Genomic DNA, 21,106 nt, shown 5'->3' on the forward strand with positions numbered 1-21,106 from the left:
CCGGGATCCGTCGTCCTCCCACAGCCCGGCGGCCGGTGTTCTCCCCCCGCGCACCGGCCGCCGGGTCTTTCCGCGCCCGGGGCCGTCCGGCGTGCGGGGCCGGCCTAGGGGTGCTCGCCGGGCCCGTGCGGCCGGCCGGCCCCCGACCTCGACGGCTGCGGGCCCTGCGCGGCGACCGGCCGGGGCGTTCCGGACGGCGCCTGCGGGTCGGATCCGTCCGACGCCGCCGCCGGCGCGACGAAGCGGTCCGCGTCGCGCAGCAGGGGCAGGCGCAGCATCAGCCGGGCGCCCTGCATGCTGTCGGCGACGTGCAGGCTCCCGCCGTGCGCGATGGCGATGTCCCGCGCGATCGTCAGGCCCAGCCCGGTGCCGCCGGCCGCACGGCTGCGCGCGGTGTCCAACCGCGTGAAGCGCTGGAACACCCGCTCCCGGTCGGCGGACGGGATGCCGGGGCCGTCGTCGCAGACCTCCACCACCGCCTCGTCGCCCTCGGCCCGCACCAGCACCTCGACGCGGCCGGTGGCGTACCGGTCGGCGTTGGACAGCAGGTTGACCAGCAGCCGGGCGAGCTGCAGCCGGTTGCCCGCCACCGCCACGCCCGGGTCGACGCGGGCGGAGACCGGCAGCCGCGGCGACCACTGGGCCAGCTCGCTCTCCACCAGCCGGCCCAGGTCCAGCGGGACGCGGGCGGGCTCCACGCCGGCGTCCAGCCGGGCCAGCGCCAGCATGTCCTCGACGATGTGGTGCAGCCGCTCGGCGTCGTCCAGGCACTCGCGCAGCGTCTGCATCGGGTCGGTCTCCTCGGGGGCGCTCAGGGCCAGCTCGACGCGCGTGCGCAGGGCGGTCAGCGGGGTGCGCAGCTCGTGCGAGGCGTCGGCGACGAACCGGCGCTGCTGCTCGGCCGACCGCTGCAGCCGGTCCAGCGTGGCGTTGAGCGTGGCGGCCAGCCGCGCCACCTCGTCGGCGCTGTCGGGCACCGGCATGCGGCGGCTCAGGTCGGTGCTGGTGATCTCGGACATGGCGGTCTCCATCTGCGCCACCGGACGCAGCGTGCGGCCCACGGCGCGCCAGGTCACCCCGGCGGCCACGATGACCACGACGATGCACAGTCCGGCCACGGTTATCGCCGGAACGGGGCTGCCCAGCGCCCACGGCTCGGGCAGGGCCCCGTACACCGTGACGGTGCCGTGCCCCGGCACCGTCGTCTGATATCCGACGATGTTCAGGCAGTCCGACTCCCACGCCGGATCGCCGCAGCTGCGGGTGTCGACGCGGTCCTCGCCTGGCGCGGGCAGGGCGTGGCTGAGGGGCGGCTTGCCCTGCAGCGACGCGCTGGCCGCCAGCACCCGCGAGTCGCGGCCGGCGGACACCACCTGGAGCAGGACCACGCCGTCGCGTGCGGGCAGCACCCCGGGCGCGGCCCCGTGCCGGTACGCCGCCGCGGTGTGCTCGGCGGCGCGGGCGGCGCGGGCGGTCAGATGCGAGGTGATCAGGTACTGCGCCACCACGACGGCGGCGGTGCCCACGATCAGCAGCACCGCGCCGATCAGCCCCACCGCCGCAAGAGTCACCCGGGCACGAAGCGAACGGGGCCAGTGCCGCCCGTTCCGTGCACGCCTGGGCGGGGCGGTGACGCGCATATCTCCTTTGTATGTCCGACCCGTGCAACGATCGGCAAAGCGGGCATCCCGATTGAAAGGTGATATTTCTCCTGATTCCCGCTTTTGGTTGGGAAAGCCCCCGCCGATCGCATCACGTCACCGCCTCCGGCGCGGCCCCTTGCGCCCAGGGCCGAACTTTGCCCGGCTTTTCACCGACGGTAACTGATACATCACACTGGCCCGCCTATAAAGGTAAGCGTGCATCGGCACCCGTCACGGGAGACAGGGATGGGCCGTATGGGCGAGCTGACGTTCGACCCCGGCGCGCTGACCGCCGCGCAACGCGACGGGGACGCGTGCGTCGTCTGCCACAAGAAGTGGCCGCGACCGCGCGTTCGGGTCGGCCGGCTGCCCGAGGGCCAGGGCGTGTTCGCGTGCGACGAGTGCGCGCCCGCCATCCGCCCTGTCCCCCGCCCTCGCCGGGGGGACCGGGAGCCGGGCACGAACGCCGGGATTCCGGTCCGTGAACCGGAGTCGGCGCGGACGGCGGTCACCACGTAGACCGCCGTCACGGAGGTCTCTCATGGAGGAGGGTGACCCGGGCTTTCGGGGGGACGCCCGGGACCACCCGTAAGGCGCGCCCGACTGGGGGCGGTCGGGCGCGCCGGAGACCCCTTCCTCAGGCTCACGGGACGCGTTTGCCGCCCTTGGTGGCCTCGAACCACGCCTCGGTCCACTCGGCGTAGTCGGTGCAGTCGCGCCGCCCCTTGGCGCCGCCGGACGTGCCGCACTGCCGGGACGGCGTGTGCGCGAAGACGACCTTGTCGAGGTAGTCGCGGTCGCCCACGTGGTAGGCGTTGCAGAACGCGGCCCTCAGCCGGTCGCCGTCGCACGCCTGCGGGTTGGCGGGCGCGACCCCGGACCATTCGGCGATCTGCTGCTGCACGTCGGGGGAGGCCGTCCACTGCAGCCACTGGTACATGCAGTTGGGGTGCTCGGCGCGCGCGCCGATCATCCAGGCGTTCATCCACCCCGTCACCCCTTCGGAGGGGGCGACGCCCTGCACGGACTTGCCCGCCCGGCTCAGCACGTCCACCTGGTACGGCCACACCTGCCCCACGGCCGCCTCGCCCCCGGCGAACGCGCTGACCGAGTCGGCGGGCAGCTCCCAGTACATCTTCACGTGGGGGCGCTGCTGGGCCAGCACGCGTTCGGCGGCCTCCAGCTGCTCGCGGGTGAGCGAGTACGGGTCGCCGATGCCCAGGTCGCGGTCCTTGCCGCGCAGGTAGAGCGCGGCCTCGGCGATGGCCAGCGGGCTGTCGCGCATGACCAGGCGCCCGGAGTACCGGCGGGCCTGGGCGGGGTCGAACAGCGCCGCCCAGCTCGACGGGGCGGGCTGGGCCGACCGCGTGTCGTACATCAGCAGGTTGGAGCCCCACACGTACGGCACCCCGTAGACGGTCTTGCCGCGCTTGAGCAGGTTGCGCAGCCGCGGCTCCAGCTTGCGGTAGTTGTCGACGAGGCCGGTGTTGACCGGTGCGACGTCCTGGCTGTCGATGAGCCGCCCGGCCACCTCGGGCGGCGCGGCCACGCCGTCGTACCGGCGGGACTTCATCTGCATCACCTCGGCCATGTCCTCGGCCGAGGCGACCACCTTCAGGCTGACCTTGCAGCCGGTGCGCTCCTGGAACGGCGTCACCCAGTCGACGCGCGGGTCGCTGCCGCCGTTCTCGATGTAGCCGGGCAGGGTCACCAGGTTGAGGGCGCCCTCCCCCGGCCCGAGGGTGCTCGCCACCCCGACCGTGCCGACCGGCTTGTCCTCGCCGCCGCTGCAGGCGGCCAGCGCCGCGACCAGAACCGCGGCCATCCCCGAGGCCAGCACCTTGGCCCTCAGCCTCATGTCGCTCCCGAGTCGCGTGTCGTGTCCGCCGCGGTCGGCGGGCCCCCGGCTCCCCGCGGGCCGCCCGTCCCCGGCGCGGGCCCGCCCCATCGGCGCAGCGTAGCGTCTCCGGCCCGAGGATCACGCCCGTCCCCGTGCTCCGCCGGGGCGGCGTGCGGAACGCGCCGGGCGCGCGCACGAGGACTTGCCGCGCCGTCCGAACGGAACCCGATGCCGCCGGGCGCCGCCGTTGTCCGGGCCGGCGAGAATGGACGCCGAGCAATTCAGCGAAGGAGACGGTCCGTTTCGCATACTCCGTCCCGCCGATTCCGGTCGCACCGGCACGGTATTTTCCGGCGGTGCGGGAAATGGCCTCGCGGAAGGGGAGCCCGCCGCGGCCGGGGAGGGCAGCGGGTGCCGGTGACCGCGCCGCACACGGAGGATGCAGGAGAGGGATACGGCGCGGGCCACCGCCCTTCCCGGGGCCGCGGCGGCGCCGGCGGACGCGGCGGGGCGGGGGAACGGCGGATCACCGCGCGGCGCCGCCCGGCCACGCCATCGCCGGAACCCGGCGGAGCGGCGACGGGATGCCGCCCTCGAGACGCAGGAGGTTCGAGGGGCGCCGCGGTTCCGGCCGGGGGCTCTCGGACGGCCGGGGACCGTGCCAGGTCGCCGGCCCTGCCGCCGGCACGGGCGGCCGCTGCGCCGACTGGGGCGCCGGCCGCGCGGACTCGGCGTGGCAGATCACCTCGATGCGCGCGATGAGCCGCTGCGGCGTCTCGGCCTCGACGAAGGCGCCGACGTCCCGCTCGCGCGGGGGCAGCGCCCACCACCGTCCGGTGCGCGGACCGAACCAGATGGTCCACCCGGGATAGCGTCTGCTGAGCGCGTCGGCTTCGGCGGCATGCACATCAGCAGTCATCACGTGGCTCCTTGCGCCCCGGCGTTCCCGGGCGGCGGCACTTCGACCGAGGACACTTTTCGGAATTGACCCAATTAATTGGGCTGATCAGATTGTGTCGCCCCGCCACAGACCCAGTCAATACATGTGGCTATTGTTTGTCGGAGCCCCGGCGGCGGAAGTTCACGTCGGAAATTTGCACCCGGCGGAAAGCTGCAGCGCCGCCGACCGGCGGGTTCTCACCGGCCGCCATCCGCCGTTCACCCCCGCGTCACCGGCGGCCCGTACGGTGTGGCCCCTGGTGATCAACGAGACGACCGGCCGCCCGGCGCCGCCCCGGCGGCCCTTTGCGATGGCTACCCCTGCAAGGGCGATTCGTCTGGATTTGCAGTCCCAGCGTCGCGCCGCCCCCGGCACGGCCCGGGCCCGCGCGCTGCGGTGGCTCGGCGCCCACGCGTTCTGCCTGGCGGCGCTCGCGGGCGGCGCGTTCCTGCGCTGGACGGCGGTGCGCGGCTACCCGGGCGTGCTGTGGTTCACCGGGGACTCCTACTTCTACCTGGGGCGCGCGCTGCGCCCGCATCCGTCCCCCAGCAAGACCATCGGGTACTCGTTCCTGCTGAACCTGATGGAGCCCGCTGCACAGCCTCACCGCCGTGGCGGCCGTCCAGCACCTCATGGGGCTCGCCGTCGCGGTGATGATCTACCTGCTGCTGCGGCGGGCGGGGCTGCCCGGCTGGGCCGCCCCCCTGGTCGCGCTGCCGGTGCTGTACGACGCCTACCAGATCGAGCTCGAACACCTGCTGATGTCGGAGGCGCTGTTCACGTTCCTGATCGCCGCCGGCGTCACGCTGCTGCTGTGGCGGATCCGCACCGGGCCCCCGTGGTGGCTGGCGCTGCCCGCCGGGCTGCTGCTCGGGTACGCGGTGCTGGTCCGCTCCGCGGGGGCGCCGCTGATCCCCGTCATCCTGGTGTGCCTGCTGCTGCGGCGGCGCGGCCTGCGGGCGGCGGCCGCGTTCGGCGCGGCGGCCGCCGTCCCGATCGTGTCGTACATGGCGTGGTTCCACTCGGTGCACGGCGGCTACGGGCTGACCTGCAGCGACGGCCTGTACCTGTGGGGGCGCACGGCGGTGTTCGCCGACTGCGCGAAGATCCGCCCGCCCATGCACGAGGACGGGCTGTGCCTCACCCCCGAGCTCAAGCGGCAGGGCCACGCCCCCGGGCACCTGATCTGGCGCAGCGAGGCGCCCCCGCGCGTGATCTACGAGAGCACCGTCGGCCCGCAGGCCGACAAGGCGCTGCGGGACTTCGCGATCCGGGCCATGCTGGCGCAGCCCGGCGACTACCTGCGCACCGTCGCCGACGGGGTGGGCAAGGCGTTCAGCCCCGAGCGTTTCCCCTATCCGACCGCGGCCACCGAGGCGCTGTACCACTTCCCCTCCGACCCGCAGGTCTTCCCGGGGGCAAGAGCTGGGGCGGCGGCCACTCGGCCCTGCTGGACGCCATGACCTACGGGCGGACGGCGACGCCCAGCCAGGTCGTCCGGCCGCACGCCGACACGATGGTCGCCTGCCAGCGACACGTGTACCTGCCCGGCCCGGCGCTCGGCGTGACCTTCGCGGTGGGCGCGGCCGGGACGCTCCTGGCGCCCCGGCTGCGCCGCACCGTGCTGCCCGCCTGGGCCGCGGCGGCGACGCTGCTGGTGTTCCCGATCGCCTCGGCGGACTTCGACTACCGCTACGTGCTGCCCGCCACGCCGTTCGCCTGCCTGGCCGCCGGCCTGCTCCTGGCGGCGCTCGCCGGGGCGGTCAGCCGCCGGCGGGGAAGCCGAGCCGAACGCCGCGGTGGCTCGGATCCGGCCACCGCGCCGTGACGGCCTTGGTGCGCGTGTAGAAGTGGACGCCCTCCATGCCGTGGGCGTGGCTGTCGCCGAACAGCGAGTCCTTCCACCCGCCGAACGAGTAGTAGGCCATCGGCACCGGGATCGGCACGTTGATGCCGACCATGCCGACCTCCACCTCGTTCTGGAAGCGCCGCGCCGCCCCGCCGTCGTTGGTGAAGATCGCGGTGCCGTTGCCGTACGGGTTGGCCGCCAGCAGCTCCATGGCGGCCTCGTACGACGGGACGCGCACGACCGACAGCACCGGGCCGAAGATCTCGTCCCGGTAGGCGTCCATCTCGGGCGTGACGTGGTCGAGGAGGGTCGGGCCCAGCCAGAAGCCCTCGCCGCGTCCGCCCCGCACGGGGGTCTGCCGCCCGTCCACGACGAGGGTGGCGCCCTGGGCGACGCCGCTGTCGAGGTAGGAGGCGACGCGGTCGCGGTGCTCGCGGGTGACCAGCGGGCCCATGTCGGACGCGGGGTCGTCGCCGGGCCCGACCGTCAGCTCGGCCACCCGTTCGCGGATCCTGGCGACCAGCTCGTCGCCGACCGGGTCCACCGCGACCACCACCGAGATCGCCATGCACCGCTCCCCCGCCGAGCCGAACCCGGCCGACACCGCCGCGTCGGCGGCCAGGTCCAGGTCGGCGTCCGGCAGCACGACCATGTGGTTCTTGGCGCCGCCGAGGGCCTGCACGCGCTTTCCGGCGCGGGCGGCGGTCTCGTACACGTACCGGGCGACCGGGGTGGAGCCCACGAAGCTGACGGCCTTGACGTCGGGGTGGCGGAGCAGGCCGTCCACCGCGACCCGGTCGCCGTGCAGCACGTTGAACACCCCGTCCGGCAGCCCCGCCTCGGCCCACAGCTCGGCCAGCCGCACCGGCGCCGACGGGTCCTTCTCCGACGGCTTGAGCACGAACGTGTTGCCGCAGGCGATCGCGATGGGGAACATCCACATCGGCACCATGGCCGGGAAGTTGAACGGTGTGACGCCCGCGACGACGCCGAGCGGCTGCAGGATCGAGTAGGCGTCCACCCGCGTCGACACGTTCTCCGAGAACCCGCCCTTGAGCAGGTGCGGGATGCCGCAGGCGAACTCCACCACCTCCAGGCCGCGCGCCACCTCCCCGGCCGCGTCCGAGACCACCTTGCCGTGCTCGGACGAGATCAGCCGGGCCAGTTCGTCGCGGTGGGCGTCGACCAGCTCGCGGAACCGGAACAGCACCCGGGTGCGGGCGCCCAGCGAGGCGTCCCGCCAGGCCGGGAAGGCGGCCTTGGCGGCGGCGACGGCCGCGTCGACCTCCGCCCGGGAGGCGAAGTCGACGGTGCCGGCCACGCGGCCGGTGGACGGCTCGTGGACGGCGCCGCGCCGTTCGGCCCGGCCGGCGAAGGGCCTGCCGCCGATCCAGTGCGTGACGTGCTTCGACTCGGTGTGCTCGGGGCTCGGGGACGTCTGCGTGGTCATGCTGTCGCGGCCTCGTTCACAGCTCGGAGGGAGTCGATCAGGATGCCGAGGCCCTCGTAGGACTCGGCGTCGGTGAGGGTCAGCGGCGGCGCCATGCGGATGACGTTGCCGTACAGGCCCCCCTTGCCCACCAGGAGACCACGCCGCCGCGTCTCCTCCAACATCTCGTCGGCGAGCGGGGGGCTGGGCTCGCCGGTGCCGGGGTCGGCCAGCTCGACGGCGAACATCAGGCCCTTGCCGCGCACGTCCCGCACCACCGGCAGGCCGGCGGCGGCCTCGCGCAGGCCGCCGATGATCACCGCGCCCTGGCGGGCGGCGTTGGCCTGCAGGTCGTGGTCGAGGACGTAGTCGAGGGTGGCGTTGGCGGCGGCCATGGCGATCGGGTTGCCGCCGAAGGTGGAGATGCCGTTGGCGTCCAGGCCGTCCATCAGCTCGCGCCGCGCCACCACGCCGCCGACCGCGAAGCCGTTGGCCAGCCCCTTGGCGAAGGTCATCATGTCCGGCGTCACGCCGTGGGCGGCGATGCCGAAGAAGGTCTCGCCGGTGCGGCCCCAGCCGGTCTGCACCTCGTCGGAGATGAAGTAGGCCCCGTGCTCGCCCAGCACCTCCCGGTAGGCGGCGAACAGCCCGTCGGGCGCCATGGTGAACCCGCCGACGCCCTGGATCGGCTCGGCGATCAGCGCGGCGACGTCGCCGCCGGTCGCCGTGGCCAGCACATGCCGCAGGTCCTCCACGCACACCCGGACGTAGTCGGCGTCCGACAGCCCGGCGAACTGGGGCAGGTGCCGGTCGGCGCCGTGCAGGAAGTGCACGTTGAGCGGCGAGTACGGCAGGTTCTTCCAGGTGCGCAGGCCGGTCACGCCGACGGCGCCGAACGAGCGGCCGTGGTAGGACTGCCGCATCGCCAGCACCTGGTCGCTGCGCCGCGCGGCCGCCGCCAGCAGCAGGGCGGTCTCGTTGGCCTCGGTGCCGGAGTTGGTGAAGAACACCTTGGCGTCCGGGATGCCCGACAACCGGGCGATCTTCTCCGCCAGCTCCACCTGGCCGCGCAGCAGGTACAGGGTGGAGGTGTGCACGACGCCCGTGGCCAGCTGCCGCTCCACCGCCTCCCGGACCTCGGGCACGTCGTACCCGATCATGTTGGTGAGGATGCCCGTGAAGAAGTCGAGGTAGCCGTTGCCCTCGGCGTCGGTCACGCGGTTGCCCTTGCCGCCGACGATCTCGATGGGAGTGCCGTAGTAGAGCGCCAGCCAGTCCGGCATGACCGCCCGGTGGCGGCACAGCAGGTTCGCGTGTTCCGACATGTCCTCAGTCTCGTCCGCCGCCCCTCCCGGGACCAGCGGCAGACTGTCAGGAGGACACCCCCCGGGGTTGACGGTCTGCCGGGGCGACGAATGTCCCAAATGTCTTTTACATTCTGTAATGTCCGTGTGACACGGCGCCGGGTATCATCCGGCAAATGCTCCCGACAGTGGCGGATGTCCTCCAGCTCGACGCGGTCCGCCGCGGGCAGCCGCGGGTGGTCGCGGGCGCGGACCGGCTCGGCAACCGGGTCCGCTGGGTGCACGTGGCCGAGGTCACCGACATCGCCCACCTGCTGCACGGCGGGGAGCTGGTGCTCACCACCGGGATCGCGCTGCCCGACGAGCCCGCCCGCCTGTGCGCCTACATCGGGGAGCTGGCCGAGGTCGGGGCCAGCGGTCTGATGATCGAGCTGGGCCGCCGCTACGCCCGGTCGCTGCCGCCGGCGCTGCTGGCCGCCGCCGAGGAGCACGGCCTGCCGGTGGTGATGCTGGCGCACGAGCCCGCGTTCGTCGACATCACCGAGTCGGTGCACGCGCGCATCCTGCAGGAGCAGATGGCCGAGCTGCGCGCCTCCGAGCAGCTGCACGAGATCTTCACCCGGCTGTCGGTGGAGGGCGCCTCCACCGACGAGGTCGTCCGGCAGACCGCCGCGCTGGGCGGGCACCCGGTCGTCCTGGAGAACCTGTCGCACCAGGTGCTGGCCGCCGACGCGGGGCCGGGCGACCCGGCCGAGCTGCTGTCGGCCTGGGAGACGCGCTCGCGGGCGGTGCGGCCCGAGCGGCGCACCGGCTACGACGAGGCGTCCGGCTGGCTGGTCACCATGGTCGGCGCCCGCGGCGAGGACTGGGGCCGCCTGATCCTCACCTGCGGGCGGCCGCCCACGCCGCGCGAGACCGTCCTGATCGAACGCGCCGCCACCACCCTGGCGCTCGGCCGCCTGCTGGACCGGCACGCCGAGAGCGTCGAGCGGCAGGCGCACGGCACGATCATCGCGCGGATCCTCGCCCACTCCTACGCCGACCCGCAGGAGGCCGCCGCCCGCGCCCGCGCGCTCGGCGTGCCGCTGTCGGGCCGCCGCCTGCTGGGCGTGGTGCTGCGCCCCCGCGCCGGACCGGCCCCCGGCGCCCTGTCCGGGCTGGCCGAGACGGCGGCGGCGGCCTGCAAGGAGGCCCGCCTGGCCGCCCTGGTCGGCGTGCTGGACGAGGACGGCCCGCACGCCCGCGTCGGCGTCCTGGCCTCGCTGCCCGCCCGCGCCGACGTCGAGACGGTGCTCAACGAGGTCGCCGGGCGCGTCCGCAAGCAGTCCGACGGCGAGGTGGTCATGGCCGCGGGCTCGGTGGTGGAGTCGGTCCGCGACGTGCGCCGCTCCTTCCTGGAGGCCGAGCAGGTCGCCGACGTGGCCGCGCGCGGCTCCGGCACCCGCCTGGTCTACCGCCTGCCCGACCTGCGCCTGCGCGGCCTGCTGCACCTGCTGCGCGACGACGCGCGCGTGCAGACCTTCGTCGAACGCGAGCTGGGCCCCCTGCTGGAGTACGACGCCCAGCGCGGCAGCGACCTCACCCGCATCCTGGAGCTTTACCTCGACTCGGGCCGCAACAAGGCCGTCGCCGCCCAGCGCGCCCACCTGTCCCGGCCCGCCTTCTACGAGCGCCTGCGCCGCATCGAGCGCGTCCTCGGCGCCGACCTCGACGACGTGGAGTCCTGCGTCTCCCTCCACGTCGCCCTGCTGGCGCTCGCCTCCCTGCGGTGGGAACGTTCCTGAGCGGCGCGTTCCCATCGTGAGCGCCAGGGGGCCGGAGCCGGGGCCCCTCCCCGCCCCCGGCCGTGTATCGGCCGTCCCCCGGGCAGAACGACAGCGTGGACCAACGCAAGGCGGCGCAGCCCCGGACCATCGGCGTGGAAGAGGAGCTTCTGCTGGTCGATCCGGTCGACGGGGCGCCGCGGGCCGTCTCGGTCGACGCGATCCGCTACTGCTGCGAGCACGGCGAGGTGCCGCGCGGCCACCACGACCGGCCGGCCGAGTCGTCGGGCGGCGAGTGCCTGGAGACCGAGCTGCAGCGCGAGCAGCTGGAGGTGTGCACCCGGCCGTGCGCCTCGCTCGCCGAGCTGGCGGACCAGATCAGGTGGGCCCGGCGCGCCGCGGCGCAGGCCGCGCGCGGCGTCGGCGCCGCGGTGGCGGCGCTGGCGACCTCGCCGGTGGCGGTGCGGCCGTCGCTCACCCCGTCCCGGCGGTACCGGCGGATGGCCGACGCCTACGCGCTGACCGCGGCGGAGCAGCTGACGTGCGGCTGCCATGTGCACGTGAACGTGGCCTCGCCGGAGGAGGGCGCGGCGGTGCTCGACCGGATCCGGCCGTGGCTGCCGCCCCTGCTGGCGCTGAGCGCCAACTCCCCGTTCTGGCAGGGCCGCGACACCGGATACGAGAGCTGGCGGCACCAGGTGTGGGGGCGCTGGCCGTCCAGCGGGCCGACCGAGCCGTTCGGGTCGTTCGCCGAGTACCGGGCGACCGTCGAGGCGATGCTCGGCACGGGCACGATGCTCGACCAGGGCATGATCTACTTCGACGCCCGGATCTCCCACCGCTATCCCACCGTGGAGGTCCGCGTCGCGGACGTCTGCCTGCACGCCGGCGACACCGTCCTGCTCGCCGCGCTGGTCCGCGCGCTGGTGGAGACGGCGGCGCGGGCGTGGCGGGCGGGCGAGCCCCCGGACCCCGTGCGCACCCACCTGCTGCGGCTGGCGATGTGGCGGGCCAGCCGCTCCGGGCTGCGGGACGACCTGGTGCACCCGGTCACCCACCGCGCCGCCCCCGCGCACGCGGTGGTGGCCGCGCTGCTGGACCACGTCGGCCCCGCCCTGGACCGCATCGGCGACCTGGAGGCCGTGCAGGGGCTGCTGCGAGAGCTGCTCGACCGCGGCAACGGCGCCCGGACGCAGCGCGCCGCCTACACCCGCACCCGCGACGTCGCCGCGGTCGTCTCCGACGCCGTGGAGCGCACCACGGCGTCCTGACCCGGGGGTAGCGGCAGGGGGGCGGGCCGCGCAGGGGCACGCGCGGACCGCCGCACGGGGCCTTGATCAGGCGGCGGCGCGGCCCTGGAAGGGCAGGTAGCGCTCGGCGCGGTGGGGCCGGGCGGGCATGCCGGTGGACTCGACGGCCAGGATCCGGTCGAAGCGGAAGGCGCGCACGCCGCGCCGCATCCGGCACCAGCCGACCAGGTACCAGTGGTCGCGGTGGACCAGGCAGGTGACGGGTTCGACCTCGCGGATGGTGACGTTGGCGCGGGCGTCGCCGTAGACGAGCCGGATGACGCGGTGCTCGGTGATCGCGGCCGCGATCACCCGGGCGCGGTCGGCGGTGGCGGGGCTGAGCGGCGTGGTGAGGGTCTGCAGGGTGGACAGAACGGCGTCGGCCGACCGGGCGGGCCGGGGGGCGGCCGGGACGGGCAGGGAACGCGCGGCGACGGTCTCGGTGTCGGTGGCGTCGTCGAGCAGGGTGCGCAGGGCCCGGCGGGCGGTGGCCGCCTGCGGCCCGGCGCCGAGGTGCGCCAGCGAGAGCGCCAGCGCGGCGATCTCCGCGGCGGTGAGGGCGGTGCGGTGCGTCGCTACGTTCGCCATGATTCGATAATACGTTCGAACACCGACGGTTTGGAGGTCTTGAGCGGCGCCGTCCGCATGGTGAACACTGATCCCCCAAAAGCGCGATACCGGGGGCGAACATGGGTGAGATGGGGCCGCGGTGAGCGGTGCCGCACGCCCGCCGCTGACCCGCGACGAGGTGGACGGCGCGCTGCGGCGGCTGCGGGACGACAGGGAGCGCATCGGCGCCGCGCTGGCCGAACTGGAGGCGCACCCCGGCCACGCGCTGCTCGAGGGGGCGGGGCTGACCGGCGAGACCGCCCGCCGCCAGGGCGAGCTGCGGTCGCGGACGGCCGCGCTGTGGTCGCTGTTCGACCTGTACGGGCGGGTGCTCGGGGACGCCGAGCGGCTGCGCGCCCGGCATCCGCGTCCGGGCCAGGCCCAGCTGGCGGAGCTGACCCGGCTGCTGACCGGCCCGTCGGTGGAGCTGCCGGCGCCGCAGGTACCGCTGGAGCGGCGCACGCTGCTGTCGGCGCCCGCCGGTGAGCGGCTGACGCTGGACGGCGCGGTCGCCCGCATGAACCCGCTGTTCGAGGAGGCCGCGCGGATCGTCGCGGGGGTCGACGCGGTGTGGTCGGCGCTGCTGTCCAGGTTCGACGAGGTCGAGCGGGCGTGCGCGGCGGCGCGGGCGGCGGCGCGGGCGGCGGGCGGCGGGCCCGGCCCCGACCGCGTCGAACGCGAACTGGCCGCGGTGCGCGAGACGATCCGCGCCGACCCGCTGTCGCGCGCCCGCGCCGACGGCACCGCCGCGGTCACCCGCTTGGACGCCCTCGACGCCGACCTGCGCGAACTGCGCCGGCGGCTGGAGGAGGCGGCCCGGCTGCGGGCCGGGCACGCCGAACGCCTCGCGCGGCTGCGGGACGCGGTGGGCCGCGTCCGCCGGACCGAGGAGCAGGCCCGGCGCGCCCGCGCGGACGCCCTCGCCAAGATCAGCTTTGCGGCGGTCCCGGCGGCGCCCGACACCGCGCCCGCGCTGGCCGACCGGCTCGCCGAGCTGGACGCCCTGCGCGCCGGCGGCCGCTGGGAGGAGCCGGCGGCGCGGCTGGCCGACCTGGACGCCGCCGTGCAGACCGCGCTGGCGCGGGCGCGGGAGGCCGTCGACATCTTCACCGGCCTGCTGGACCGCCGCGAGGAGCTGCGCGGACGGCTGGACGCCTACCGGGCCAAGGCCGCGCGCCTGGGCCACCTGGAGGACGACGAGCTGACCGCGCTGTACGAGCGCGCACGCGCGCTGCTGTGGACGTCCCCGTGCGACCTGCGCGGGGCGACGGCGGCGCTGTCGGCATACCAGCAGGCCGTCTCCGCACGGGCGAAGGGATCGCGCCGATGATTCAGTGCACCGCGCCGGGCTGCGGCGGGTCGGTCGAGGACGGCTACTGCGTCGAGTGCGGCCTGCCCCCCGCCCCCGTGTCGCCCCCGCCGGCCCCTGCCGGCGCGGCCGGTGACGCGTGCACGCGGCAGGGGTGCACCGGAACGATCGAAGACGGCTACTGCGACACCTGCGGCCTGCCCCCCGCCCCGGCGTCACAGGTGGCGGCCCCCGGCACGCCCCCGAGCGACGCCTGCGCACGGCAGGGCTGCACTGGCACGATCCAGGACGGCTACTGCGACACCTGCGGCCTGCCCCCCGCGGCCCCGGCCGGCCCCGCGGCGTCTGGGCGGACGGCCGCGCCCAGCACGCCGACGCGCGGCGGTTCCGGCGCGGGCACGGGGCGGACGGGGTCGACGCGCGGGTCGGGGCGGCGCGGGCAGCTCGGCGCGGGCCTGGTCGAGGTGCCGCGCGTGCCGTACCGGGACCCGGCCAGCGCCGTCCTGCCCGACCCGGAGGTCGCCGAGCACAAGCGGTTCTGCGGCGGCTGCGGCGAACCGGTGGGGCGCAGCCGGGGCGACCGGCCGGGCCGCACGGAGGGGTTCTGCGCCAAGTGCGGGGCGGGCTTCTCGTTCACCCCCAAGCTGCGCCCGGGCGACCTGGTGGGCGGCCAGTACGAGGTGCTGGGCTGCCTGGCGCACGGCGGCCTCGGCTGGATCTACCTGGCCAAGGACCGCAACGTCAGCGACCGCTGGGTGGTGCTCAAGGGCCTGCTGGACACCGGGGACGCCGACGCGCTGGCCGCCGCGGCCGCCGAGCGGGCGTTCCTCGCCGAGGTCGAGCATCCCAACATCGTCAAGATCTACAACTTCGTCCAGCATCCGGACCCGGCCACCGGCGCCCCCGCCGGCTACATCGTCATGGAGTACGTCGGGGGTCGCTCGCTCAAGGACATCCTGCTGGAGCGGCGGCGGCACGGCGAGGACGCGCTGCCGCTCGGCCAGGCCATCGCCTACGCCCTTGAGGTGCTGCAGGCGTTCGGCTACCTGCACGCGCAGGGGCTGCTGTACTGCGACTTCAAGCCGGACAACGTCATCCAGTCCGAGGAGCAGCTGCGGCTGATCGACCTGGGCGCGGTGCGGCGGATCGACGACCAGGACGGCGCCATCTACGGCACGGTCGGCTACCAGGCCCCCGAGATCGCCGACGACGGCCCGTCCGTCAGCTCCGACCTGTACACCGTCGGCCGGGCGCTGGCGGTGCTGAGCTTCCCGTTCGCAGAGTTCACCACCACCTACGCCACCAGCCTGCCGCCGCGCGAGCAGGTGCCGGTGCTGGCCCGGCACGAGTCGTTCGACCGGTTCCTGCGCCGCGCCACGCACCGCGACCCGGCGCGCCGCTTCCAGGACGCTGCCGAGATGGCCGAGCAGCTCACCGGGGTGCTGCGGGAGGTGCTGGCCGCCGAGGACGGCCGGCCGCGGCCCGCCCCGTCGGCGCTGTTCGGCCCCGAGCGGTTCGCCGCGGGAGCCCAGCCGGACGTGTACGGCGCCGGCTCCCCGCTGCCGGTGCCGGCGCCCCGGGACGCCGCGTCCGCGCTGCCGGTGCCGCTGGTGGACGGCGCCGACCCGGCCGCCGGATTCCTGGCCGGGCTGACGGCGCTGGAGCCGCGGCAGCTCATGGCGGCCCTGGGCGGCGCGCCCCAGCGCACGCCCGAGGTCGCGCTGACAGGCGTGCGGGTGCGCATCGAGCTGGGCCGCCCCGACGAGGCGCTGCGCCTGCTGGACGACCTGGCGGGCGAGCTGGACGGCGACTGGCGGCTCACCTGGTACCGGGCGGTCGCCACGCTGGCCCGGGAGCGCGTGGACGAGGCCGCGGCGATGTTCGACGACCTCTACGGCCTGCTGCCCGGCGAGGCGGCGCCCAAGCTGGCGCTGGCGTTCTGCCGGGAGCGCACCGCCCCCGCCGACGCGGCGCGCCTGTACGAGAGGGTGTGGCGCACCGACGACTCCTACATCAACGCGGCGTTCGGCCTGGCCCGGGTGCATCTGGCCGGGGGCGACCGGGCGGCGGCCGTCGCGGTCCTGGACTCGGTGCCGCAGACCTCGATCCGGCACGTGGCCGCGCAGCTGGCGGCGGTGACGACCATCGTGCGGGGTCGTCTCGCGTCCGAGCTGACCGCGGCCGACCTCGTCGGCGCGGGCGACCGCCTGGCCGCGCTCGACGTCGAGGGCGAGCGGCGGCAGCGTCTGGAGGCGGAGGTGCTGGAGGCGGCCCTGGCCTGGGTGCGCCACGCGCCGAAGCACTCCCCGCAAGGAGGCAGTGTGTTGGGGGCGAAGCTGACGGAGGGACACGTGCGGAGCGCGCTGGAACGGACGTACCGGTCGCTGGCGCGGCACAGCACGGACAGGGAGGAACGGCGGCTGCTCATCGACCGCGCCAACATCGTCCGCCCCAGGACGCTGCTGTGACCGGGGAGCGGGGGACGGCCGAGACGGTGGACCTGGGGTGCCCCTCGTGCCGGGAGGTGGTGTACCCGGGCGAGGAGTTCTGCGAGGCGTGCGGGCAGCGGCTCGACCCCCGGTCCGGCGCCGCGCCGGTACGGCTGCGGCGCTGCACGGGCTGCGGCGCGACCGCCATCGACGCCGACGGCTACTGCGAGCACTGCGGGCTGCGCCAGCCCGCCGACCGCGACCACGTCGAGGTGGAACTGCCCGACGGCGCCGCCGCCGGGATCAGCGACCGCGGGCTGCGCTACAGCCGCAACGAGGACGCTCTGGCCATCGCCCCGTGGCGCGGGGGCGTGGCGGTGGTGGTGTGCGACGGGGTCGGATCGTCGCCGCGCCCCGAGGACGCCTCCGGGGCCGCGGCCGAAACCGCCGTCGCGTCGCTGGTCGCCGCGCTGGACGGCGGGACGGACGCCGAGACCGCCATGCGCACGGCCATCGCCGACGCGGCCGACGCCGTCGCGGCCCTGGCCGGCTCCCCGGACGAGGCGCCCTCCTGCACCCTGGTGGCGGCCGCGGTCGCCCCCGGCGCGGTGACCGTCGGGTGGGTCGGCGACAGCCGCGCCTACTGGCTCGCCGCGTCCGCCGGCGGTTCGCAGCGGCTGACCGACGACGACTCCTGGGCCGCCGCCATGGTGGCCGAGGGCGCCCTCACCGAGGCCGAGGCCGAGGCCCACCCCAACGCGCACGTCATCACCGCGTGGCTGGGCGCGGACGCCGTGGACCTCGCCCCGCACGTGCGCACCCGCCCCGTGGAGGGCCCCGGCGCGGTGGTGGTGTGCAGCGACGGCCTGTGGAACTACCTGCCCGCGCCCGAGCAGCTCACCGCCGTGCTCACGGCCGCGTCCGGCGCCCCGCCGGAGGCCGTCCCCCCGCTGGAGGCGGCCGGCGTGCTCGTGCGGCACGCCCTGGACGCCGGCGGCCGCGACAACGTCACCGTCGCCGTCGTCCCCGTCCCGCAGACCCCCGCCAGGAAGGACGCGTCCCCCGCGAACCCATCCGTCCCGCCGACTACGGAGCAACCCCGATGAGCGACCAGCCGCAGTTCACCGTCAAGGTCGACCAGAACAAGTACCTGCCCGTGGGCGGCCGCGAGGTCCACGCGATCGTGTCGGTCGAGTCGTCCGGCGCAGCCCCCGCGGGCGGCGCGGCGACCGAGGCCGCCGAGGTCATCATCATCGACACCTCGGGCTCGATGTCCTATCCCGACAGCAAGCTGCACGCCGCCATCGAGGCCGCCCAGGTGGCGGTCGACACGCTGCGCGACGGCGTCCACTTCGCCGTGATCGCCGGGTCCAACGACGCCAAGCTGGTCTATCCGGGCGCACCGCCGCTGGTGCGGGCCGACGCGACCACCCGCAGCGAGGCCAGGGCCGCGCTGGCGCGGCTCACGGCGCACGGCGGCACCGCGATCGGCTCGTGGCTGCGGCTGGCCGACCAGCTGTTCGACGCCCACCAGGACGGCATCCGGCACGCCATCCTGCTCACCGACGGCAAGAACCAGCACGAGACGCCCGCCCAGCTCGACGCGGTACTGCAGCGCTGCTCGGGGCGGTTCGTGTGCGACTGCCGGGGCGTGGGCACCGACTGGGAGGTCGCCGAGCTGCGCAAGATCGCCTCGGCGCTGCTCGGCGGCGTGGACATCGTCGCCGACCCCGCCGACCTGGTGGCCGACTTCCAGGCCATGACCGAGGCGGCGATGGGCAAGGCCGTCGCCGACGTGATGCTGCGCGTGTGGACGCCGCGGACCGCCGCGGTGAAGTTCGTCAAGCAGGTGATGCCGTCGGTGGAGGACCTGACCGGGCGGCGCGTCGAGGCGGCGCCGCAGGCCGGGGACTACCCGATCGGGGCGTGGGGCGCCGAGAGCCGCGACTACCACGTGTGCGTGGAGGTGCCGCCCGCGGCGGTGGGCACCGAGCTGCGCGCCGCCTGGATCAAGCTGGTGCTGCCGGGCACGGCCGACCGCGCCGAGCAGGTGCTGGCGACCGGCAACGTGCTGGCGCAGTGGACCGACGACGAGGCGCAGTCCACCAAGATCAACCCGCGGGTGGCGCACTACACCGGGCAGGCCGAGCTGGCCCAGGCCATCCAGGAGGGGCTGGCGGCGCGCGAGAGCGGCGACCTGGACACCGCCACCGCGCGGCTGGGCCGCGCGGTGCGGCTGGCCGACGAGGCGGGCAACGACGCGATCACGTCCATGCTGCGCAAGGTGGTGGACGTGGTGGACCCGGCCACCGGGACGGTCCGGCTGCGCAAGAACGTCGACAAGGCCGACGTGATGTCGCTGGACACCCGGTCGACCAAGACCGTCCGTACGCGCAGAGGCGAGGGCTGAGCATGGCGATCTGTCCGTCCGGGCACAGTTCCGGTACCGACGACTACTGCGACGTGTGCGGTCAGCGCATCGGCGGTGAAGCCTCCCCCGCGCCCGCGCCCGCGTCCGCGCCTTCCGGGGCCGCCCCCGCGGCGGGGCAGCCCACGGGGGGTGAGGGCGTGCCCTGCCCGGACTGCGGGACGCCGTCCACCGACCGCTTCTGCGAGGAGTGCGGCTACGACTTCGCGACGGGAGGCGGCAGGCCGACCCCCTCGGGTCCGCCGCAGCCGCTCCCCCCGCCGCAGCCGGCGCCGGTCCCGGCTCCGCCTGCCGCGCCCTCCCCGGGCCCGCCCTCCCCGGCCCCGGGCGCGGCCGCGGCGGCCGAGGGCGCGCCCCAGGAGGCGGAGTGGGTGGCCATCGTGAACGCCGACCGCGAGTACTACGACACCGTCATCGCCGAAGGCGGACCCGACGCCAAGGACATCCCGTTCCCGCCCTACTGCCCCGAACGGCGGATTCCCTTGACCGGAAAGCAGATCCGCATCGGCAGGCGCAGCGTGTCCCGGGGGACGAACCCCGAGATCGACCTGCAGGAGCCCCCGGCCGACCCCGGCGTCTCCCACGTGCATGCGGTGCTGCTGGCCAAGCCGGACGGCACCTGGACCCTGGTCGATCCCGGCTCCACCAACCGCACGTGCCTGAACGGCGCGACCGAACCGATCCCCCTGAACGTCGAGGTGCCCGTCGGCGACGGCGACCGCATCCACGTGGGCGCGTGGACGACCATCACGCTCAGCAAGGGCGGCGCGGCGTGACGGCCGTGGCGCGTCCCCCCGGCGGGGGGCCGGCCCCGGGCGGGCCGCAGCCCCCGAGCGCGCGCGTGCCCGCCCCACCGGGACGGCACGCGCCGCCTTCCCGGTCGCTGCCGCTGGTGCCCCGCACGGTCGCGGGCAGGGTACGGACACTCACGGCCCTGATCATCCTGGCGCTCGTCGCGCTGCTGGCGTCCACGTGGTGGGCCGTCGGGGCGGCCCGCGACGGCGTCCGCGTCATCGGCCACGACGCGGGCCCCCAGGTCGTCGCCACCGGCGACCTGTACTTCCACCTCACCGACATGGACGCGCACCTGGCCAACGCGCTGCTCATCGGCACCTCGCGCGACCTGGGGATGCGCCGCGACCAGCTGCTCGCCCGGTACGAGCAGAGCCGCGCCAAGGCGGGCGCCGCGCTGCTGCAGGCGTCCCGGCTCGCCGACGACCCCACCGAGCGGGAGACGGCCCGCGACCTGCTCGACGCCCTCGGCCGCTACGAACGCCACGCCGGCCAGGCGCTGCTGCTGGACGAGCAGGCCCACCACGCCGCCGGGCCCCCGCCGCAGCGCGTCCTGGACGCCTACCGGCAGGCCACCGACCTGATGAAGCTGGACCTGCTGCCCAAGGCCTACAACCTGACCCTCGACAACGGCACCCTGGTCCGGCACACCTACGAGTCCGAGCGGTCGGCGGTGCTGACCGGCCGCACGCTGGTGGTCGTCACCGGCGTGCTGCTCCTGGCGCTGCTGCTCGCCCTCAACCACTACCTGTACGTGCGGTTCCGGCGCGTGCTCAACCCGGGCGTCGCGCCGGCGACCCTGGCGGCGCTCGTGCTCGTGGTGATGAGCACGTCCATGCTGTCGTCCCAGGCCGGGCACCTGCGCGACGCCAAACGCGACGGGTTCGACCCCGTCCTCGCGCTGTCGCGCACCCGCGCCATCAGCAACAGCGCCAACGCCGACCAGACCCGCTTCCTCCTGGACCCCGACCGCGCCGACGCCTACACGCAGACCTACCTCAGCAAGTCGCAGTCGATCCTGTACCTGCAGGCCGACAGCCTCCCCGAGTACACCGAGGCCGTGGAGTCCCAGGGCCGCTCCTGGGGGCGGGCGCGGTTCCTGGGCTTCCTCGGGGACGAGTCAGAACGCGCCCTGACCGGCGCGCAGGCCAAGGCGTTCGAGAAGGTGCTGGACGACTTCCGCGCCTTCCAGCTCGCCGACCGCCGCATCCGCGACCTGGCCGCCGCCGGCCGCACCGACGAGGCGGTCCGCGCGCGGCTGGGCACCGGCCCGGACACCGGCGTCCGGCTGTTCGCCCGGTACGACGCGTCGCTCAACGCGCTCGCCGGGCTGCACCGCCGCGACTTCGACGCCGCGGTGCGGGCGGGCGACGAGGGCACCGACGGCTGGGACGTGGTGCTCCCGGTGTCGGGGCTGGTCATCCTCGTCCTGGTGGCGGCCGGCGTGCGCCCCCGCCTGGCGGAGTACCGGTGAAGGGACCC

17 protein-coding genes are annotated in these 21,106 nt (G+C 75.3%); 11 read left to right on the forward strand and 6 right to left on the reverse strand.

Annotated elements, in window-relative coordinates; genetic code table 11:
• Nucleotides 1–104 precede the first annotated feature (104 nt).
• Nucleotides 105–1,571, reverse strand: a complete 1,467-nt coding sequence (locus tag ABD879_RS12020) for a sensor histidine kinase (protein WP_345020572.1) — start codon at nt 1,569–1,571, stop codon at nt 105–107.
• Nucleotides 1,572–1,898: 327 nt separating this feature from the next.
• Here ABD879_RS12020 and ABD879_RS12025 point away from each other — a divergent pair, with 327 nt between their 5' ends.
• Nucleotides 1,899–2,162, forward strand: a complete 264-nt coding sequence (locus ABD879_RS12025; protein ID WP_378272126.1) for a hypothetical protein — start codon at nt 1,899–1,901, stop codon at nt 2,160–2,162.
• Nucleotides 2,163–2,286: 124 nt separating this feature from the next.
• Here the strand turns inward: ABD879_RS12025 and ABD879_RS12030 are convergent, their stop codons facing one another.
• Together ABD879_RS12030 and ABD879_RS12035 are read right to left on the reverse strand one after the other, a co-directional pair.
• Nucleotides 2,287–3,501 carry an ABC transporter substrate-binding protein gene (locus ABD879_RS12030; RefSeq protein ID WP_345020577.1) on the reverse strand — a complete coding sequence of 405 codons (1,215 nt, stop codon included), beginning with the start codon at nt 3,499–3,501 and terminating at the stop codon, nt 2,287–2,289.
• A gap of 508 nt (nt 3,502–4,009) precedes the next feature.
• Entirely contained in the window at nt 4,010–4,402 is a 393-nt protein-coding gene (locus tag ABD879_RS12035; RefSeq protein ID WP_345020580.1) for a hypothetical protein, read from the reverse strand.
• Nucleotides 4,403–5,034: 632 nt separating this feature from the next.
• On the opposite strand from ABD879_RS12035, the gene ABD879_RS12040 reads away from it, so the two are divergent.
• Together ABD879_RS12040 and ABD879_RS12045 are read left to right on the forward strand one after the other, a co-directional pair.
• Nucleotides 5,035–5,886 (forward strand): phospholipid carrier-dependent glycosyltransferase, encoded by an 852-nt coding sequence (locus ABD879_RS12040; protein ID WP_345020584.1) that lies wholly within the window; start codon nt 5,035–5,037, stop codon nt 5,884–5,886.
• Nucleotides 5,883–6,251 carry a hypothetical protein gene (locus ABD879_RS12045; RefSeq protein WP_345020586.1) on the forward strand — a complete coding sequence of 123 codons (369 nt, stop codon included), beginning with the start codon at nt 5,883–5,885 and terminating at the stop codon, nt 6,249–6,251. Before ABD879_RS12040 ends, ABD879_RS12045 begins: the two co-directional genes overlap by 4 nt.
• On the opposite strand, the gene ABD879_RS12050 is transcribed toward ABD879_RS12045, so the two are convergent.
• Both ABD879_RS12050 and ABD879_RS12055 read right to left on the reverse strand, forming a co-directional pair.
• Complete coding sequence (locus ABD879_RS12050; RefSeq protein WP_345020588.1) at nt 6,187–7,722, reverse strand: CoA-acylating methylmalonate-semialdehyde dehydrogenase; 1,536 nt, start codon at nt 7,720–7,722, stop codon at nt 6,187–6,189. The genes ABD879_RS12045 and ABD879_RS12050 overlap by 65 nt on opposite strands.
• A complete protein-coding gene (locus tag ABD879_RS12055) occupies nt 7,719–9,026 on the reverse strand; it encodes an aspartate aminotransferase family protein (RefSeq protein WP_345020590.1) in 1,308 nt (435 codons plus the stop codon). The genes ABD879_RS12050 and ABD879_RS12055 overlap by 4 nt, the downstream gene beginning before the upstream one ends.
• A gap of 155 nt (nt 9,027–9,181) precedes the next feature.
• On the opposite strand from ABD879_RS12055, the gene ABD879_RS12060 reads away from it, so the two are divergent.
• On the forward strand, nt 9,182–10,789 hold the full coding sequence (locus ABD879_RS12060; RefSeq protein WP_345020592.1) for a PucR family transcriptional regulator: 1,608 nt from the start codon (nt 9,182–9,184) through the stop codon (nt 10,787–10,789).
• 95 nt (nt 10,790–10,884) lie between these two features.
• Nucleotides 10,885–12,039 (forward strand): glutamate--cysteine ligase, encoded by a 1,155-nt coding sequence (locus ABD879_RS12065; protein WP_345020594.1) that lies wholly within the window; start codon nt 10,885–10,887, stop codon nt 12,037–12,039.
• Between the two features lie 66 nt (nt 12,040–12,105).
• Here the strand turns inward: ABD879_RS12065 and ABD879_RS12070 are convergent, their stop codons facing one another.
• Nucleotides 12,106–12,645: a helix-turn-helix transcriptional regulator gene (locus tag ABD879_RS12070; RefSeq protein WP_345020595.1), complete on the reverse strand. Its 540-nt coding sequence runs from the start codon at nt 12,643–12,645 to the stop codon at nt 12,106–12,108.
• Between the two features lie 121 nt (nt 12,646–12,766).
• On the opposite strand from ABD879_RS12070, the gene ABD879_RS12075 reads away from it, so the two are divergent.
• The 6 genes from ABD879_RS12075 (at nt 12,767) to ABD879_RS12100 (ending at nt 21,098) form a co-directional block, all read left to right on the forward strand.
• On the forward strand, nt 12,767–13,996 hold the full coding sequence (locus ABD879_RS12075; protein ID WP_345020598.1) for a hypothetical protein: 1,230 nt from the start codon (nt 12,767–12,769) through the stop codon (nt 13,994–13,996).
• Nucleotides 13,993–16,443, forward strand: a complete 2,451-nt coding sequence (locus tag ABD879_RS12080; protein ID WP_345020600.1) for a serine/threonine-protein kinase — start codon at nt 13,993–13,995, stop codon at nt 16,441–16,443. The genes ABD879_RS12075 and ABD879_RS12080 overlap by 4 nt, the downstream gene beginning before the upstream one ends.
• Nucleotides 16,440–17,510, forward strand: a complete 1,071-nt coding sequence (locus tag ABD879_RS12085) for a PP2C family protein-serine/threonine phosphatase (protein ID WP_345020603.1) — start codon at nt 16,440–16,442, stop codon at nt 17,508–17,510. Before ABD879_RS12080 ends, ABD879_RS12085 begins: the two co-directional genes overlap by 4 nt.
• Nucleotides 17,507–18,814, forward strand: coding sequence for a vWA domain-containing protein (locus ABD879_RS12090; protein ID WP_345020605.1), 1,308 nt, complete (start codon nt 17,507–17,509; stop codon nt 18,812–18,814). Before ABD879_RS12085 ends, ABD879_RS12090 begins: the two co-directional genes overlap by 4 nt.
• A 389-nt stretch (nt 18,815–19,203) precedes the next feature.
• Nucleotides 19,204–19,608 carry an FHA domain-containing protein gene (locus ABD879_RS12095; RefSeq protein WP_345020607.1) on the forward strand — a complete coding sequence of 135 codons (405 nt, stop codon included), beginning with the start codon at nt 19,204–19,206 and terminating at the stop codon, nt 19,606–19,608.
• Nucleotides 19,609–19,724: 116 nt separating this feature from the next.
• Entirely contained in the window at nt 19,725–21,098 is a 1,374-nt protein-coding gene (locus ABD879_RS12100; protein WP_345020609.1) for a hypothetical protein, read from the forward strand.
• Nucleotides 21,099–21,106: the final 8 nt, after the last annotated feature.

Origin of the sequence: Actinomadura keratinilytica (assembly GCF_039539665.1) — a bacterium.
Lineage (GTDB): Bacteria > Actinomycetota > Actinomycetes > Streptosporangiales > Streptosporangiaceae > Spirillospora > Spirillospora keratinilytica.

Coding starts and splice junctions, on each gene's coding strand:
- ABD879_RS12025 (WP_378272126.1), top strand. CDS start 1,899: ATGGGCGAGCTGACGTTCGACCCCGGCGCGCTGACCGCCGCGCAACGC.
- ABD879_RS12030 (WP_345020577.1), bottom strand. CDS start 3,501: ATGAGGCTGAGGGCCAAGGTGCTGGCCTCGGGGATGGCCGCGGTTCTG.
- ABD879_RS12035 (WP_345020580.1), bottom strand. CDS start 4,402: ATGACTGCTGATGTGCATGCCGCCGAAGCCGACGCGCTCAGCAGACGC.
- ABD879_RS12045 (WP_345020586.1), top strand. CDS start 5,883: ATGACCTACGGGCGGACGGCGACGCCCAGCCAGGTCGTCCGGCCGCAC.
- ABD879_RS12050 (WP_345020588.1), bottom strand. CDS start 7,722: ATGACCACGCAGACGTCCCCGAGCCCCGAGCACACCGAGTCGAAGCAC.
- ABD879_RS12055 (WP_345020590.1), bottom strand. CDS start 9,026: ATGTCGGAACACGCGAACCTGCTGTGCCGCCACCGGGCGGTCATGCCG.
- ABD879_RS12060 (WP_345020592.1), top strand. CDS start 9,182: ATGCTCCCGACAGTGGCGGATGTCCTCCAGCTCGACGCGGTCCGCCGC.
- ABD879_RS12070 (WP_345020595.1), bottom strand. CDS start 12,645: ATGGCGAACGTAGCGACGCACCGCACCGCCCTCACCGCCGCGGAGATC.
- ABD879_RS12080 (WP_345020600.1), top strand. CDS start 13,993: ATGATTCAGTGCACCGCGCCGGGCTGCGGCGGGTCGGTCGAGGACGGC.
- ABD879_RS12090 (WP_345020605.1), top strand. CDS start 17,507: ATGAGCGACCAGCCGCAGTTCACCGTCAAGGTCGACCAGAACAAGTAC.